The organism is Petrotoga halophila DSM 16923, assembly GCF_002924615.1.
The window spans coordinates 1-17,460 of record NZ_JALY01000149.1; the positions used below are offsets into that span (position 1 = coordinate 1).

General features: G+C 34.3%; 18 protein-coding genes and 1 riboswitch. Of the genes, 11 read left to right on the plus strand and 7 right to left on the minus strand.

Features of this window, described 5'->3' with window-relative positions; translation table 11 throughout:
• The 3 genes from AA81_RS07370 to mgsA form a co-directional block, all read left to right on the plus strand.
• Positions 1-358 (plus strand): M20/M25/M40 family metallo-hydrolase (locus AA81_RS07370; RefSeq protein ID WP_146050359.1); only part of this gene is annotated, 358 nt, incomplete at its 5' end.
• 17 nt (positions 359-375) lie between these two features.
• The gene (locus tag AA81_RS07375) at positions 376-1,380 is read left to right on the plus strand and encodes a M42 family metallopeptidase (RefSeq protein WP_103078120.1); all 1,005 of its coding nucleotides are present in this window, start codon (positions 376-378) and stop codon (positions 1,378-1,380) included.
• A 32-nt stretch (positions 1,381-1,412) separates the two neighbouring features.
• Positions 1,413-1,793, plus strand: coding sequence for a methylglyoxal synthase (gene mgsA / locus AA81_RS07380; RefSeq protein WP_103078121.1), 381 nt, complete (start codon positions 1,413-1,415; stop codon positions 1,791-1,793).
• On the opposite strand, the gene AA81_RS07385 is transcribed toward mgsA, so the two are convergent.
• Both AA81_RS07385 and AA81_RS14025 read right to left on the minus strand, forming a co-directional pair.
• Entirely contained in the window at positions 1,790-2,239 is a 450-nt protein-coding gene (locus AA81_RS07385) for a hypothetical protein (protein WP_103078122.1), read from the minus strand. The genes mgsA and AA81_RS07385 overlap by 4 nt on opposite strands.
• A 68-nt stretch (positions 2,240-2,307) precedes the next feature.
• A complete protein-coding gene (locus AA81_RS14025) occupies positions 2,308-2,625 on the minus strand; it encodes a helix-turn-helix domain-containing protein (protein WP_169926252.1) in 318 nt (105 codons plus the stop codon).
• A 251-nt stretch (positions 2,626-2,876) separates the two neighbouring features.
• On the opposite strand from AA81_RS14025, the gene AA81_RS07395 reads away from it, so the two are divergent.
• From AA81_RS07395 to AA81_RS07425, 7 genes are all read left to right on the plus strand, one after another.
• Positions 2,877-3,539 carry an ABC transporter permease gene (locus tag AA81_RS07395; RefSeq protein ID WP_103078123.1) on the plus strand — a complete coding sequence of 221 codons (663 nt, stop codon included), beginning with the start codon at positions 2,877-2,879 and terminating at the stop codon, positions 3,537-3,539.
• 27 nt (positions 3,540-3,566) lie between these two features.
• The gene (locus AA81_RS07400; RefSeq protein WP_103078124.1) at positions 3,567-4,670 is read left to right on the plus strand and encodes an ATP-binding cassette domain-containing protein; all 1,104 of its coding nucleotides are present in this window, start codon (positions 3,567-3,569) and stop codon (positions 4,668-4,670) included.
• 13 nt (positions 4,671-4,683) lie between these two features.
• A complete protein-coding gene (locus AA81_RS07405) occupies positions 4,684-5,334 on the plus strand; it encodes an ABC transporter permease (protein WP_103078125.1) in 651 nt (216 codons plus the stop codon).
• 21 nt (positions 5,335-5,355) lie between these two features.
• Positions 5,356-6,249, plus strand: coding sequence for a glycine betaine ABC transporter substrate-binding protein (locus AA81_RS07410; protein WP_245857140.1), 894 nt, complete (start codon positions 5,356-5,358; stop codon positions 6,247-6,249).
• A gap of 217 nt (positions 6,250-6,466) precedes the next feature.
• Complete coding sequence (locus AA81_RS07415) at positions 6,467-7,351, plus strand: glycine betaine ABC transporter substrate-binding protein (protein ID WP_103078127.1); 885 nt, start codon at positions 6,467-6,469, stop codon at positions 7,349-7,351.
• An 82-nt stretch (positions 7,352-7,433) separates the two neighbouring features.
• The gene (locus tag AA81_RS07420) at positions 7,434-8,891 is read left to right on the plus strand and encodes an asparagine synthase-related protein (protein ID WP_103898682.1); all 1,458 of its coding nucleotides are present in this window, start codon (positions 7,434-7,436) and stop codon (positions 8,889-8,891) included.
• A gap of 173 nt (positions 8,892-9,064) precedes the next feature.
• Positions 9,065-9,958, plus strand: a complete 894-nt coding sequence (locus tag AA81_RS07425; RefSeq protein ID WP_245857141.1) for a glycine betaine ABC transporter substrate-binding protein — start codon at positions 9,065-9,067, stop codon at positions 9,956-9,958.
• 40 nt (positions 9,959-9,998) lie between these two features.
• Here the strand turns inward: AA81_RS07425 and AA81_RS07430 are convergent, their stop codons facing one another.
• The 5 genes from AA81_RS07430 to AA81_RS07450 form a co-directional block, all read right to left on the minus strand.
• Positions 9,999-10,637: a methionine ABC transporter permease gene (locus tag AA81_RS07430; RefSeq protein WP_103078130.1), complete on the minus strand. Its 639-nt coding sequence runs from the start codon at positions 10,635-10,637 to the stop codon at positions 9,999-10,001.
• On the minus strand, positions 10,638-11,636 hold the full coding sequence (locus tag AA81_RS07435) for a methionine ABC transporter ATP-binding protein (RefSeq protein ID WP_103078131.1): 999 nt from the start codon (positions 11,634-11,636) through the stop codon (positions 10,638-10,640).
• Positions 11,637-11,670: 34 nt separating this feature from the next.
• Positions 11,671-12,498, minus strand: a complete 828-nt coding sequence (locus AA81_RS07440) for a MetQ/NlpA family ABC transporter substrate-binding protein (RefSeq protein ID WP_103078132.1) — start codon at positions 12,496-12,498, stop codon at positions 11,671-11,673.
• Between the two features lie 163 nt (positions 12,499-12,661).
• Positions 12,662-12,773: riboswitch (SAM riboswitch) on the minus strand.
• A 48-nt stretch (positions 12,774-12,821) separates the two neighbouring features.
• The gene (locus tag AA81_RS07445) at positions 12,822-14,021 is read right to left on the minus strand and encodes an FprA family A-type flavoprotein (RefSeq protein WP_103078133.1); all 1,200 of its coding nucleotides are present in this window, start codon (positions 14,019-14,021) and stop codon (positions 12,822-12,824) included.
• Positions 14,022-14,081: 60 nt separating this feature from the next.
• Positions 14,082-15,947: an FAD-dependent oxidoreductase gene (locus tag AA81_RS07450; protein ID WP_103898683.1), complete on the minus strand. Its 1,866-nt coding sequence runs from the start codon at positions 15,945-15,947 to the stop codon at positions 14,082-14,084.
• A 160-nt stretch (positions 15,948-16,107) separates the two neighbouring features.
• On the opposite strand from AA81_RS07450, the gene AA81_RS07455 reads away from it, so the two are divergent.
• A complete protein-coding gene (locus tag AA81_RS07455) occupies positions 16,108-17,346 on the plus strand; it encodes an MFS transporter (protein ID WP_169926253.1) in 1,239 nt (412 codons plus the stop codon).
• Positions 17,347-17,460: the final 114 nt, after the last annotated feature.

Sequence of the window (17,460 nt, forward strand, 5' to 3'; positions counted from 1 at the left end):
TGGATTAGAAGGTACAACTGCTGGGGACAACCCTGAAAACACCCCGGATAAATGGGCAACTCATATCGGAAATGGGCCGGTCTTAACATTCATGCATAGCGGTTTAGTACTTAACAAAGAGATCTTTGAAAAAATTGTAGATACTGCAAAGAAATTAGGGATTAAATTCCAATACAAAATGCGAACGGCAGGAGGAACAGATGCGGCTAGGCTCGCAAAGACTCTTTATGGAATTCCAGCAGGAGTAATATCTGTACCATGCCGATACATACATTCTCCACAATCTATAATGAATTTACAAGATTATGAAAATACCTACCAATTGGTAAAGCAACTAGTTGTTAACACACCATTTTAAGAGAGGTGGCAAAAAAATTGAAAGAGCTAATAAAAAAAATTACGGAACTTTATGGACCAAGTGGAAGAGAAGATCAAGTGAGAGATTTTATAAAAGAACAGATCAAAGATCATGTGGATGATATTAAAACAGATAAGCTAGGAAATCTTATCGCTACAAAAAAAGGCAACTCTGGAAAAACTATATTATTTGACGCTCATATGGATGAAATAGGAGTTGTTGTTACGCACATTTTAGACAAAGGCTTTCTAAAAGTAGAACAAGTTGGGGGCCAAAACCCTGTAAATTTGATCGGTTCCAGGTTGATTTTTAATGGAAGAATAGGGGTTGTAGGAGTTGAGGGAGAAAGTGAAAAAGAATTAAAAGATAATTATAAGAACTTATCTTTGGACAATATATTTGTTGACATAGGCGTATCTTCAAAAGAAGAAGCGGAAAAAATTGCCCCTATAGGCACGTTTGGAACTTTCGCTGAAGGTTTTGTCGATTATGGTAATTATTGTATGTCAAAAGCGATGGATGACAGGATAGGATGCGCCATTTTAATAGAAACTATCAAAAACATGAAAGATAATCAACACACCGTTTTATTTGCTTTTACAGTCCAAGAAGAAGTAGGTTTGGTTGGTTCTTTTGTTTCGACTTTTGATTATGAAGTCAACAGAGCAATAGCTATAGATGTCACGGATTCCTTGGATACTCCAAAGGCTCTTAAAAGAATGAGCATGGCTTTGGGAAAAGGACCTTGTATTAAAATAAAAGACAATCTTTCTGTAAGTGACAGAGAAGTTGTGGAATGGATAAAAAATGCTGCTTTGGCAAACAACATACCGTATCAGTTCGAGGTATTAACCTTTGGAGGAACAAATGCTGCAGGCTATCAAAGAACCAAATCTGGAATCCCTAGTGGTACTATTTCTATTCCTACTAGATACATACATTCACCCCACGAGATGTTATCCTATAGCGATGTTGAAAACACGGTGAAACTGTTGAACACACTCAGTAAAACCAATTTTTAGAAACTTATTTTTCACGTTTGAGGAGGAAGATTATGGTCAATGTAGCTTTAATAGCCCACGATAAAAAGAAGTTAGACCTTGCACTCTTTGCCAAAGAATGGAAGGATGTATTTAAAAATTGCAAACTTTATGCTACAAAAACCACAGGAAAGATTTTAAAAGAAAAGGTTGGTTTAGAGATACAAACTTTTGAATCTGGACCATTGGGGGGAGATTTACAAATAGGTGCTCTTGCTGTTGGTGGGAAAATAGATTTTGTAATCTTTTTAAGGGATCCGTTGACTGCCCAACCCCATGAACCTGATGTATCCGCTGTTTTACGGATTTGCGATGTACACAATATTCCACTTGCTACTAATTTAGCAACCGCTGAGGCAATCGTTCTTGAAATTCAGAAAAAACTTAATAATTAATGCTTATTATCTTGAAGATCAATCTGTTGATTGCCTGTACTTAATGGTAGTACAATATTTGGCAATGATGTCTTCATTAAAATTTCGTTTAAATAAATTCTAAGATAGGGCCAAAGTACACTATCTACAAAATTTTTAAGGAAATACTTTTCGGCCCTTTTGTTTTTTGAAAAACTTTCGAAATCCATATCCGTTTCGAAAATCACTCTGAAGGTTAAAACGTAATAAGCTATTCTATTTTTTTCTCCTTCTAAAAAAATCCTGTAAGTAACTATTAAGTTTAAGTCTCTCTTTTTTTGTTCATATACATATCCTCTTTTAATTGATATTTCAGCAACTTTTTCAACTACTTCTTTGCTGGTTCTCTCGAAAAATTCACTTTCCAAAAAAATATTCTTTAGAATTATATCTTTCAATATGTTTATTTTTTTTTCATTATTTTTCACAAAAACTCCTCCTAAACTCTATAGATTATTGTTTTTAGAAATTCTAAAACTTTATATATAGCGCCTTTTTATAATTTTAAGTGAAATATTTTTTCAAAATTATCATTTTTAGAAAACTCATCTCTATTTATCTCTTTATTATCTCTAGGTTCAAAATATAATTTGATACTACCACCTAGCACGTCTGCCAATCTTTGCAAAAACAAAAATGTTGGATTGTAGTTTCCTTTTTCAAATTTAGAAATTATCGCCTGCGTTGTTCCCATCCGCTCAGCTAGGTCTTTTTGTGTAATTCCCATTTGTAATCTTCTTTTTTTAATCTCATATACCAAGTCTAATAAAGCTTTCTTATCTATAACTTCCCATTTTTTTTCATTTTCATTCAAAGTTTTCACCTCCAAAATTAGAATAATTATACTCCTTCTAGAAATTTTTAAACAAGTTTTACTGCCGCTTATTTCTTGAAAATTATTTTATTCCCTAACTAAGTTTATAAGAAAATATCTTAAAAGATTTTTAGTGTTGTTTTTTTACTTAATTGTAACCTATTTATGTTCTAAAAAGATTAAAAATGTGTTATAATATTTATCGCATTGGTGAACAAACTAATTTACAATAAGAAGAAGGGAGTGAGAAAGTGGAATTTTTTGAATATATTTCTAGTAGTTCAAGTATCATAATTAGAGAATTTCTAAATCACTTGAAAATTATAGGCTTATCTTTACCTTTTTCTATAGGTATAGGAGTACCAACAGGAATTTTCATATCGAGACATCCTAAAGCCGCAAACATAGTTATCGACATTGCCAGTATTCTGATGACTATTCCAAGTTTGGCGCTTTTTGGAATTATGGTTGTAATTTTGTCTCCTTTTGGAGCTGGCTTAGGGGTTACACCTGCCGTGATTGCTTTGATTATATACTCTTTACTTCCAATTATAAGAAATACATTGGTAGCTATTCAATCTCTTGACCCACAAATGATAGAGGCTGCAAAAGGAATGGGAATGACCGAATCTCAAATATTATTCAAAATCCGTTTACCTTTATCGATCCCTACTATTATGTCCGGGGTAAGAAATGCAGTAGTAATGGGAGTTGGAGTTGCTACTTTAGGATATTTTGTAGCTTCTGGAGGATTAGGATACTTTATTTTTGCTGGCTTAAGTAGGTCAAGGTATCCAATGGTAATAACAGGGGTAATATTGGTTTCAATTTTGGGTGTTTTGGCTAATTATCTTTTGCTAAAATTTGAGGATTTAATTACTCCCAAAGGTCTTAAAATAAAAGATAATGAATAAGATAAAAATCATAGGAGGAACATTGACATGGCAATAAAATTAGTTGATCTCACAAAGAAGTATGGTGATTTCACCGCTGTAAATAATTTAAATATTGAATTTGAAGACAATAAATTAACTATTCTAATTGGTCCGTCTGGATGTGGCAAAACAACTACATTAAAGATGATCAATCGTTTGATTGAAAGAACATCGGGCGATATCCTCTTCAATGGAAAATCGATAGACGATATAAACTCTATACAATTGAGAAGAAGCATAGGTTACGTTATACAAGAAATTGGATTATTCCCTCATATGACTGTATTTGATAACATAGCTGTAGTTCCAAGGCTTTTGAAGTGGACGGAAGAAAAAATAAAAAAGCGGGTATATGATCTACTAGATTTAGTAAATCTTGAGCCAGATATTAATGCTTATAAGTTTCCAGCACAACTATCTGGAGGTCAAAGACAGAGAGTAGGAGTAGCAAGGGGACTTGCAGCTGATCCAGACATACTGCTCATGGATGAACCATTTGGTGCAATAGATCCTATAAATAGAGAAACATTACAAGATGCATTTCTTGAAATTCAAGAGAAGATCAAAAAGACTATTATATTTGTCACGCATGACATAAGGGAAGCTATTAAATTGGGTGATAAAATTGCAATCTTCAAAGATGGTGAATTAGTACAGTACGACGATACACAAAATATTGTTCAAAATCCAAAAAATGATTTTGTAAAGGATATATTAGGGGAAGATAGTCAATTCAAATCTTTGGAATTTGTTAAGGTTAGCGAAGGATTGTACAAAGATATGCAAGTCTTTAAAATTGATGAGGATCTTTCAAAGATTAAAAATACTATACAGAGTAAGTATCCTATCACAATATTTGTTGATAAAAATAACAATTATAAAGGTTTTATAGAAACTAAAAGATTGAACAGAATTAACGATTTATCTAAATTGCAAAGCTCTTTGAAAAAAGATCACGTTACCCCAAAATCAAGCCTTTATGAAGCCTTAAACAAAATACTAAGTTCTTCAAGTACAAATATCCCAGTGGTTACCGATAAACAAAAGGTAATAGGAGTGATCAACTTAAAAGCTATATTTGAACAAATGTCAAATAAAGAAGAGGTATGATGAGGAGGATAATATGGAATTTTTTACATACGTAGCTGAAAACCTTGGTTATATGGGAATAAAGGCTTTGGAACACCTTTATTTGTTCGCAACTTCGTGGGCAATTGCTATAGTCGTTGGAATGGCAATAGGAATCTATGTTACTCGCCCAGGAAGAGAGAAAAGTGGAAGAATAGCCCTTTCAATTACAGGAATAGCCCAAGCGGTCCCAAGTATTGCTGTTATTGCAATTGTTTTTTTATTCATGGGTATCGGTCCTGCCCCTGCAATCTTTGCTCTGTTTTTGTACAGTATAGTGCCTATAACTTTTAACACCGCATCTGGGCTTTTCGGCATTGATAAAAGTATGATTGAAGCAGCAAGAGGCATGGGGATGACTAACAGACAAATCTTGTGGCAAGTAGAAATTCCAAACGCGTTGCCAACTATTTTTTCAGGAATAAGAAATGCAGCCATAATAAATTTAGGGACAGCTACAATCGCATCAGCCATAGGTGCTGGAGGATTGGGAGAATTGATTTTTATAGGTCTTGGGACCTTTAAATTCGAGATGATATTAGCTGGAGCTATTCCAGTATCCATAATGGCTGTTTTAATTGATTTTGCACTCTCTATAATACAAAACAAAATGACTTCGGAAGGTATTAAGTTACAAAATGAATAATGAAAAAACTTTTAAATGGAGGTGTTAACGTTGAAAAAATTGGCAGTACTTATGTTAGTTGTAGTTTTTTCTTTGACTGCGCTATTTGGTGCAACTTTAACCGTAGGTGCAAAAAACTTCACTGAACAGTATGTCCTTGGAAACTTGGCTTCACTGCTACTTGAAGAGAATGGTTTTAACGTTGTTGAAAGGTTTGGTCTTAGTTCTCTCGTCGCTAGACAAGGTTTGACAACAGGTCAGATCGATTTATATCCAGATTACACTGGAACCGCTTGGGTAACTTACCTAGGCCAAGAAGAACTGATCACTGATCCAGATGAACTTTTAGAAAAAGTCAGAGAATTAGATGCTGAAAATGGTATTGTTTGGCTTGATAGGATAAACGCTAACAATACTTATGCGCTCGCTATTCGTCAAGAAGATTACGAAAAATATGGTTTCGAAACCCTCTCTGACTTAGTTGCTTACTGGAACGAACATCCAAAAGAGTTTGTGGTTGGAGTTGGTTATGAATTCTATGAAAGACCTGATGGTTTCTTTGCCTTTGCTGACCACTATGGTTTAGATATTCCAGATTCTCAAGTATCAACTATGCAACTTGGATTAACCTACGAGGCAATTGCAAACAATAAAATAGATATCGCTATGGTTTTTGCTACCGATCCAAAAATTTTAAGATACAACCTACATGTATTAGAAGACGACCAAAACTTCTGGCCTTATTACCATATCTCTTACGCAGTTAGAAAAGATGTACTTGATGAATACCCTGAAATTGAAGAAATTTTGCGACCTCTCACACTGTACCTAAACCAAGACATTTTAATAAGGCTAAACTACAGAGTAGATGTTGAGGGTGTTGAACCAGAAGTCGTTGCAAGAGATTATTTAGAAGGTTTAGGTTTGATAGATTAAACGATCTAATATTCAATTTAACAAATAAGGGTGAAGAGATGCACTTTACCCTTATTATTTGAAGAAAAGAATCCTTTGTTAACGGTAGTGGTGTATCTAATATCATAAAAGACATTTCACAACAGAAAGACTCAGAATTTGAAAGAGGGTCAAGTACTTTTCAATATTTAGAGAGAAAAAGCTGATAACAATAAAATTTAGTTATGGAGGTATTTTTGTGAAAAAAACGATCTTATTCTTGTTAATAATGGTATTTACTTTAAGTACATTTTTTGGTGCAACTTTAACCGTAGGTGCAAAAAACTTCACTGAACAGTATGTCCTTGGAAACTTGGCTACACTGCTACTTGAAGAGAACGGTTTTAACGTTGTTAAAAGGTTTGGCCTTAGTTCCTTCGTTGTGAGACAAGGTTTGACAACAGGTCAGATCGATCTATATGCAGATTACACTGGAACCGCTTGGGTAACTTATCTAGATCAAGAAGAAGTGATCACTGATCCAGATGAACTTTTAGAAAAAGTCAGAGAATTAGATGCTGAAAATGGTATTGTTTGGCTTGATAGAATAAACGCTAACAATACTTATGCGCTCGCTATTCGTCAAGAAGATTACAAAAAATATGGTTTCGAAACCCTCTCTGACTTAGTTGGTTACTGGAACGAACATCCAAATGAGTTTAGGGTAGGAGTCGACTATGAATTCTATGAAAGACCTGATGGTTTCTTTGCCTTTGCTGACCACTATGGTTTAGATATTCCTGAATCCCAAGTGTCAACTATGCAAATCGGATTAACCTACGAGGCAATTGCCAACAATAAAATAGATATCGCTATGGTTTTTGCTACTGATCCAAAAATTTTAAGATACAATCTACATGTACTAGAAGACGATAAAAACTTCTGGCCTTATTACCATATCTCTTTCGCAATTAGAAAAGATGTACTTGATGAATACCCTGAAATTGAAGAAATTTTAAGGCCTCTCACACTGTACCTAAACCAAGACATTTTAATAAGGTTAAACTACAGAATAGATGTTGAGGGTGTTGAACCAGAAGTCGTTGCAAGAGATTATTTAGAAGGGTTAGGCTTGATAGATTAAACAATCTAATATTCAAAGCGACAAATAAGGGTGAAGGGTATTTCTTCACCCTTATTATTTGAAGAAAAAGGAGGGTTAATTTGTGGCAGGTATTGCCGGAACAACAGCTAAAGACAATAAAATTGTTAATAAAATATTGAACAGGATTCAACACCGAGGTCCAAAATCGACATGGGTAGAAGAAGGAGAAAAAGCAACTATAGGTTGCTGCTTGCTTCCATCTGAGGAAACAGCAAAAGAGCGGGTCTTTACAAAAGAAGGAAACGGTATTTCTGTTTTAGATGGGCATCTCTACCACGAAGATAATTTACATCTTGAAGCGGCATTCTTAATACTTGAAAATTATAGAAAATTTGGGAAAAAATTTGCAAGCTATTTAGATGGTGATTTTGCTTTCGCAATCGATGACAGAAATGATCTTATTTTAGGCCGAGATTACATCGGTTCTCATCCCCTATATTATGGCTTTAATAATAATGAACTTTATTTTTCCTCGGAAGCAAAGGGTCTTGTTGGTATAGTTAAGGAGATTGAAGAACTAGAACCTGGACACTTATTTTCATTAAAGGACGGCGTTCTACCTTATTCGACTTTCTTTGAAAGTGTCCCTTCCTTTAAAACACCGCAAGATGCCGCTAAAATACTGAAGGAATTATTAGAGAAGGCTGTTAAACGCAATATGTCAGATGGTTGTGTGGATGGAGCTTTACTTAGCGGCGGATTGGATAGCAGTATTATCGCTTATACCGCTTCTAAATATCAAAATCCCATCAAGACCTTCACAATAGGGGTTTCTCAAAATGACGATCTTCCACGGGCAACCGAAATGGCAGAATTTATTGGTTCTTCTCATTATTGGAAAATCTTTGATAAACAAAAAATTGAAAATATTCTCCCAAAAGCTATTTATCATTTAGAATCTTTCGAAGAATCTTGTGTTCATGGCGCAGTGGCGCATTATTTAACAGCGAAATTTGCCCGTGAAAAGGGAGCAAATTGTTTGTTGTGCGGTGAAGGAGCAGATGAGCTTTTAGGAGGTTATCACGAACTAAAGCAAGCAGAGTCAAATCAAGAGATGGATAATTTTTTTGATGATTTAATGTCTAACGCCTACCGTACTGGACTCCAAAGACTCGATAGATCCTTCTCAGCTCATGGAATCGAATATCGCGCTCCTTTTCTTGATAGACGTGTGGTGAATTTTTGTAATCAAATACCAAATGAATGGAAAATTTACGGACCTGAAAAAATTGAAAAATGGATCTTAAGAAAAGCTTATGAACATGATTTACCTAACAACATTGTAAATCGAAGAAAAGAACCCTTTGCTAATGGTTCTGGTGTCTCTGATATCATAAAAGATATTTCACAACAGAAAAGCTCAGAATTTGAAAGAGAGACAAGTTCATTTCAAAATTTAGATGTTGATTGGGAGTTTAAATCTCCCGCTGAGTTTTATTATTACCGTTTATTTAAAAAATTCTTTCCAGATAAATCTTATGAACGTTTAGTAACCAGATGGAATCCTTTATTAAATTGATAAACGATGAAGCCTCCTTTCTCCACACATCTGGGGAACTGCTGGGTGGAGTCTTTCCTTAAACTTTTGGGGCAGGAAGCGGGGCGAAGGGAGCAAAGTTCCATTCCTTAGAAGGGTGGGCAGCGGGGCGAAGGGGCGCTAAAACTGATTGAATGTAACTTACATTGATGGAGGTGTTAACGTTGAAAAAATTGACGATATTTATATTATTTGTTGTGTTTTCTTTAACTGCTCTATTTGGTGCAACTTTAACTGTAGGTGCTTCTAATTTCACAGAACAGTACATATTTGGTGAGCTCATATCTGCATTACTTGAAGAAAATGGTTTTAAGATTGATAAAAGATTTGGCTTAAATACATTAGTGAAAAGAACAGGTATGTTGAACGGTCAAATTGATGTTACTGCAGATTACACAGGAACAGCGTGGACAACTTACTATCATAAAGAGGAATTGATTTACGACCCAGTAGAATTATACAACCAAGTTAAAAGCATAGATAAAGAAAAAGGGTTAGTATGGTTAGATCTAACTAGTATAAACAACTCATATGCCTTGGCTATGAAAAGGGAAAGAGCAGAAAGTTTGGGCATTGATACCATATCTGAACTTGCCGAATATGTAAATGATCATCCTGGGGAAATGAAAATAGCAATTGACTATGAATTCTTCGAAGGTGCAATGAATATTTTCGAAATGGCAAAAGCATACAACATGAATATCTCCAAAAATGATGTAAAAACTATGCAGTGGGGTTTAACCTATGAGTCTTTGAATCAAGGAGACGCTGATATAACAATGGTCTTTACCACCGATTCTCAGCTACTGAAATACGACTTAAAGGTTTTGGAAGACGATAAACATTTCTTCCCTTTTTATCATGTAGCTGTTGTGGTGAGAGAAGATACTTTAGAAAAATATCCTGAGATAGCAGAAATTTTAAGACCTTTTGCTATGTACTTAAATCAAGATATAATCATAAGGCTAAATTATTTAGTAGATGTTGAAGGAAAAGAACCAGAGGAAGTTACAAAGAATTATCTTAAAGGCTTAGGATTGATAGAATAATCTCAGGTATCAAATAAAAAGTCAGGAGATTCCTGGCTTTTTATTTTCTCAAAGAGTTCGACAGCCTTGAACCAACAAATTGAATTATCTGAGTTAAGAAGATTAATATTGCTACGTCGTATAGAAGAACATCCATTCTAAACCTTTGATATCCGTAATTTATTGCCATTGCACCAAGGCCTCCGGCTCCCACGGCTCCTGCTATAGCCGTATAGGTTATTAAATTTATAATCAACAAAGTAATATTTGAAACCATCTCTGGCGCAGTCTCAGGTAGTAATACTTTAAATATAAACTGTCTGTTAGTCATACCCATAGATACAGACGTGTCTAGTAAACCTTGTGAAAGATTGTTAAAAGAAGTTTCAGCTAATCTTGCCATAAACGGAATGGCTGCAATAGACAAAGGCACAATTGCTGCAGTTGAACCGATTATTGTTCCTGTTAATAATCTAGTTAAAGGGATTATCAAAATAATAAGGATGATAAAGGGTATTGATCTAAATATATTTACAATCCAATCTAAAACGGAATACCAAGTTTTTGCTGCTTTCTTATCACTCTTAGACAACATGTAGAGCGTAATCCCCAAGGGAATACCTAACAAAATAGCTATAAAACCAGAAACAAAGGTCATGTATAACGTTTCAAGAGTAGCTATAAATAGATCTTGGATCATTTATTTCAACACCTCAACTTTGTAAACATTGGCAGAGAGCTCTTCTAAAAACTTTTCCATTTCCTTCTGCGTAGAAATAACCTCAACTATTAAAGTCCCATATGGATTGTCTTTCAAATGTTCTATCTTACCGTAAAGTATGTTCAATGTGATATCATATTTTTTGGTGATATTATGTAAGATAGGTTCATGAGTTTTTTCTCCCCAAAAAACGACCTTTATTAACCTATCGTTTTCTCCTTTAACAACCTCTTTTACCCTCTTCCAATCTACGTTTATTTCTTGATAAAATTCTTTATTCAGCTCATTTTCTTTTACAATAAAAAATTCATGGACTTTACCAAAAAAATCAACGGTTCCATTTTTTAAATAAACGACCTTATCACAAATCTTTTTGATCACGTCCATTTCATGAGTAACAATCAAAATTGATTTTTTCATACTCTTATTGATTTCCAATATGAGATCTAAAATTCTTTGTGTTGTACTCGGATCTAAAGATGATGTGGGTTCATCAAACAAAATAATATCAGGATTATTTATCAATGCCCTTGCTATAGCTGTTCTTTGTTTCTCTCCTCCCGATAACTGTGAAGGATAAGAATCCTTTTTATGAAGAAGGTTGACCTCTTCCAATAACTTATTAACACGAACTTCTATTTCTTTTTTAGGTGCCTTTTCAATTTCAAGGGGAAGAGATACATTTTTAAATACCGTTCTAGAACTCAACAAGTTGAAATGTTGAAATACGATACTAATCTTTTTTCTCACGTTTCTCAACTGATTTGTATTTAATTGTGTTATATCTACATGATTCAAGAAAATCTCCCCTGAAGTAGGAGATTGGAGCAGGTTCAACGTTCTCAAAAGAGACGTTTTCCCCGCTCCGGATAACCCAATAATTCCCAAAATTTCTCCATCTTCAACCGAAAAATTTATGTTTTTTAAGACATGATTTTTGTCATCATATATGAGATTAAGATTTTGTATTTTTAACAACTACGTTTCTCCTTTTGCATTATTTTATGAATGCTCAAAATACTGGTACTACGGCACCATTGTACTTCTCTAAAATAAATTCTCTCACCTTATCTGTTGTTAGTACTTCAACCAAAGCTTTTACTAGTTCATCGTCGACACGACTTTCCTTCACCGCTATTATGTTGGCATATGGAGACTGGGCTCCTTCGTAGAATACCGCATCTTCCAATGGATTCAACCCAGCTTCTATAGCATAATTTGTGTTAATAACTGCCCCAACAACATTTTTATCTTCTTTATATGTTCTTGGCAAATATGGTGCTTCAAGCTCTTTGAATTCCAAACCGTATGGATTTTCAACGATATCTTTGATTGTTGCCACTAACGGATCTTCTCTCTCCTTAAGCTTAATTATACCTTGTTCTTGAAGGAGCAACAAAGATCTACCTTCGTTGGTAACATCGTTAGGAATTATGATTAAATCTCCTTTTTTGAGGTCTTTTAAATCTTTTTTCAAATAAAACCCCATAGGTTCAACATGGATCTTAGCAACAGATACCAAATCTGGCAAGTTACGTTCCCTCTTAAAAGTTTCTAAATATGGTTCATGTTGAAAATAATTTGCATCTATGGAACCATCTTCCAAAGCCAAATTAGGTTGAACATAATCTGTAAAAATTACTATCTCAAGTTCTACACCCGTTTTTTCTTTGAAATCATCTTTTACGAACTCTAAGATCTCGGCATGGGGAACTGGAGTAGCTCCAACTTTGAAAGTATTACCACCAAAACCAAACAAAGCATACCCTTCAACGAAAAGCAATGTTAAAAAAACAAATAATGAAGCCAAAACCTTTACCACACTCTTACTTTTTTTCATACTAAATCCCTCCCTTGTAAAATATATTTTAGTTCCCTTTCACCCCGTAACCCTTTTAAAATCAAAATCTTATTATTTAAAAAATCCCTCTAATTAGAACTTTATATATAAAAAACCTCTTCCGGTAGAATGGAAGAGGTGTATTTTTATAACTCTTATCCTCTCCTTATCTCCCAGAATTACTCTGCAGGATTTGGCACCATTGCATAATTTTGTTAAATTATGCAGGTTGCCGGGCTTCTTCGGGCCAGTCCCTCCGCCTCTCTCGATAAGGAATCAAAACTTATTAATTTAACTAATATTATCATATTATTTTTTGAAAGTCAAGCTAATTTTACCTCTTTTGCCATAGCTTTTGCCAATTCAGCTAATTTCTTAAAATCTTCTTCTTTAGCAGATAATCTTGCTTCTATCGGCTCAGCAACAAGTGGCCATTTCATTTGCTCATTGTACTTAACTAAAGTTGAAACTCCCCCACCACTCCAGCCATAAGTACCAAAGATACCTAAAACATGATTTTTTATGTTGGTATGGGATAGCCATTGAACCAGTGATTCCATGTAAGGAAAAAGACCTTGGTTATATGTTGAGCTTCCAAAGATTACTCCCTTGTATCTCCAAATCTCGTTAATTATATAAGAAATATGGGTTTTTGATACATCCATTATTTTGATCTCTTTAATACCTTCTTCAGCTAATTTCCTTGCAACATAGTCAGCCATCTCTTCTGTATTTCCATACATCGATCCGTAAGCTATTACAACCCCTTCTTCGGTCTCATATTTACTCCATTTATCGTACAAAGAGTAAATTCTTTCAGGATTCTTTCTCCAAATTGGTCCATGGGTAGAAGCGATTATTTTTATATCTATATTAGCCTCATTCAATTTTTTTAACGCCCTTTGTACCATAGGAGAGTATTTCCCAACTATATTAGAAAAATATCTTCTGATTTCATCTTCGAAGACATCTACCTTTACTTCATCGTCGAATATTCCCCCGTCTAAGGTACCAAAACCCCCAAAGGCATCACCAGAAAACAAAATTTTATCCGTTTCATCGTAAGTCATCATCGTTTCTGGCCAATGAACCATTGGAGTTAAGTAAAACTTCAGATTATGCTTTCCTAAGTTCAGAGATTCACCATCCTTTATCTCATGAAAATTATCTTCAACCTTATAGAGGTTTTCTATAAATTGAAAAGTAGTTCTATTACCAACAATTTTTAAATTAGGAAATTTTTGCAAAAGTTCTGGAATAGTCCCAGAATGATCAGGTTCCATGTGGTTGATGATTAAATAATCAAGAGGCTTACCGTTTAAAAGATTCTTGATTTTATCAAAAAATTCAGTTACCTTCGATTCTTTAACCCCATCGATTAAAGCTGTTTTTTCATCTAAGATTAAGTAAGAATTATAGCTAACCCCCCTATCAAGAGGCCATAAGCTTTCAAAAAGCTGCGTGTCTCTGTCGTTTACACCAACATAGTAAATACTGTCGCTAATTTTTATAGAACCATTCATAATTCCTTCCTCCTTTGAATTTTTAAGTTTTATTTTAATTCGTTTTATTCGACATTTACTCTATAAAGATATGGCAACCTTATAGGCTGCAGAAATAGCGTCCTGGGCTTTGGCGGGTTTATAAGCATCTCCAATTACGTACATATCAATATCGAGTTTTTCATTAGCAAAAGGATTATAACATCTAACACCGGTGACTACCACATAACGATCTATACCTTCCCAGACAATTTCTTCACCATCTTTTTCAGCTATCACTTTGTCACCATCAATTTCTTTAATACTAGTTCGAACGCTTATAGTTACTTTATCATTCATTTTTAATTTTTTCAAAAGCTGGGCTTTTTCAATATCTATCATATTTCCACCTAATTCGGGAAGAAGTTCAACTAATATCACCTCATTACCATTTTCAACAAGGGCATGGGCAGTTTCTACTCCAATTAAGCCTCCGCCGATAACCATAACCTTCTCATTCTTCGGCATATTTTCAGGTTGAAGAACTTCTGCCCAATTATAATCCTTCAGACCTTTTATTTTAGGAATAAAAGGTTTAGAACCGGTTGCAATTATTGCGCCATCAAAAACTTCGATATCTTCTTTTTTAGCCTCTTTGTATATCACTTTGATATTTCTATTGGCTAACTCTTCCTTGTAATAATAGATTGCTTTTTGTAAAGAGCTCTTACCAGAAGGCAAAGGTGCCAAACGAAAGCTGCCACCTAAGTCATCCTTTTCATATAAGGTAACGTCATGCCCGCGCTCATCTAGGAATACTGCAGCTGCCATTCCTGCCAAACCACCTCCAACAACTGCATACCTTTTACTTTTAGAAACCTTTTGTATAACTTCTTCTTCACCAACCTGTGGATTCATTAGACAACCAAGTCCTTGACCTGATTTAACACCCCCAAGACAACCATCAGAACAAGCCAAGCAAGGACGAACGATCCCCTTTACTTTTTTAAGATATTTACCAACAAAATCAGGATCAGCAACCTTAGCTCTACCAACAGCGATAAAATCAGCCATATGATCTTCCTTAATCTTTTCAATATCTGCAAACTCATTAATTCTTCCCACAGCAATGATAGGAATATTTACCTCTTTTTTTAATTCACGGGCCATTTCCCAAGTCTTACCTTTGGGCACAAACATATGTTGAAAATACCATGGTGGAGTTTCACAAACGCTACCAGCAGAAACATGAATGACATCTGCTCCTTTTTCCTCAAGCATTTTCACAAATTTCTTCATTTCTTCTAAAGAAATGCCACCTTTGAACATTTCGTCTCCACTGATCCTAATTATTAATGGTAATTTGCTAACATTTTTTACCTCTTCCAAAATTTCTAGACCAAATCGTGCTCTGTTTTCAAAACTGCCACCATACTTATCATTCCTATCGTTCACAGCTGGAGACAGAAATTGTGCTATAAGATACCCGTGACCGAATTGTATTTCCAACAAATCAAAACCGGCTTTTTCCGCTCTAAGAGCGCTCTGTTTAAAAAGATTCTTAACATCTTCTATGTCTTCTTCACTCATACGAATTGGTTTTGCTCCACCATTGATACAGGCTTTCTCGGTTGAAGATATATATTTGTTTCCAATTATTTTAGGGTTTGCCATACGTCCAGGATGATTCAGATGGGCAACGGCTTTGGCTCCACCCTTATGAATTGTCGAAGTCAATTTTTGCAGACCTTCAATTTTATCGTCATCATCTATTCCCATTTGAGTTGGAATTTCCCTTAAATTGCTAGCAAGATAAAATGGTTCGGGTATAATTGCCCCAACATCATTCGCTCTTCTTTTATAAAAATTTAAATGTTTTTCTGTAACTATTCCACTTCCATCACTATATCCTGTCTTCACCGTAGACATAATAAATTCATTTCTCAGTTCTACATTACCTATTTTCATCAACTAAACCTCCAAAAATAGAATTTTGGTATAATTAAATAAACGAGGACATCTTTGCCTCTTTTTTCTTCAAAATATATTATAGCACATGAACCCGCCCATTTTATGCTTAAGGCTAACTGGTGCTCACCTTACAAATTGTATATGGAGGATAAAATCTATGAAAAAAAGTTTTTCACAAAGGTTCAACTTAAGTTTATTTGTTTTTATTTGGCATGGATTTTTCTTGTCTTTGACTATGTCTATGATAGACTTTAACACAGTTTTTCCTGCTCTAATTACGGAATTAACCGATAATAAAATTATTTTTGGTGTGTTGTACTCTATCCTGTTGGGAGCTCCGTTGTTTTTCAACGCAATATTTGGTTATTTTATGCAATATTATCAATATAAGCGAAAATTTTTAATGCTAGGTATCTATTTGAGGAGTATTTCTTTTTTAGGGATGGCACTGTTCACTTACTACTTTGCGCAAAGAAATCCTTTGGTAGTAATAATTAGTTTATTTTTTTGGATATTCCTTTTTTCGATAAGTGGTGGTTTCGCAGGACTTGCGTATACAGACATCATCGGTAAAATTTTTAAAAAAGAAGAACGGGGAAAGGTTTATACCTACAAACAATTTTTTGGTAGTATTGCAGCCCTTTTAGGTGGATTAATAATCACAAAAATTTTTAGTCCAGGTTATATCGAATATCCCTTAAATTACACTCTTTCTTTTTCAATAGGATCTGCTGGTTTATTTATCGCTGCTTTGGCTTTTTGGTTCATAAAGGAACCCCAAGCAAAGGTTACCAACCAAAAAAAAGAACCTCTAAAAACCTTTATCAAAAACATCCCTGTTCTTTTAAAAAAAGACGAACATTTTTCTAATTTTATAATCGTGGAGAATTTGTCAAGTTTCAGCTTAATGATTTTACCTTTTTACATAGTTTTTGCTAAAGATACTTTTTTAATTTCTGAAAGTTATGTCGGACACTATTTACTTTTTCAAATAATAGGCACTATTTTTTCCAACATTTTTTGGGGATTTATTTTCAACAAATATTCCTCTAAAACAGTTGTTTCTACCTGTATATTTTTGGGAGCCATTATACCAATAGTTGCTATCGTATTATCTTTCTTTGGACCCAATTTATATTCTATCGTCTTTTTTCTAGTAGGTTTTGTTATTAGTGGAAGAAGGGTAGGCTTCGACCCATACTTTTTGGAGATAGCTCCTGAGGAAGAAAGATCTATTTATTTAGGAGTAAGAGGCACTTTGAATTTCATGACAGTAATTATGCCTACAATCGGTGGATTATTCATTCAAACTATGGGATATTATACTACTTTTATCATCGTTACCACAGTTATGTTAACAGATCTTTATCTGATAAAACACAAAATGGTAAGTTAAAATAATTCATCATTCTGTAAATTGCTATCTTTTTTGTCGTGTTATAATACAAATAACAATTAATTTATAAAACATTCTATAAACACTGTGGGCTAACTGTGGGGTGGGGAGCGG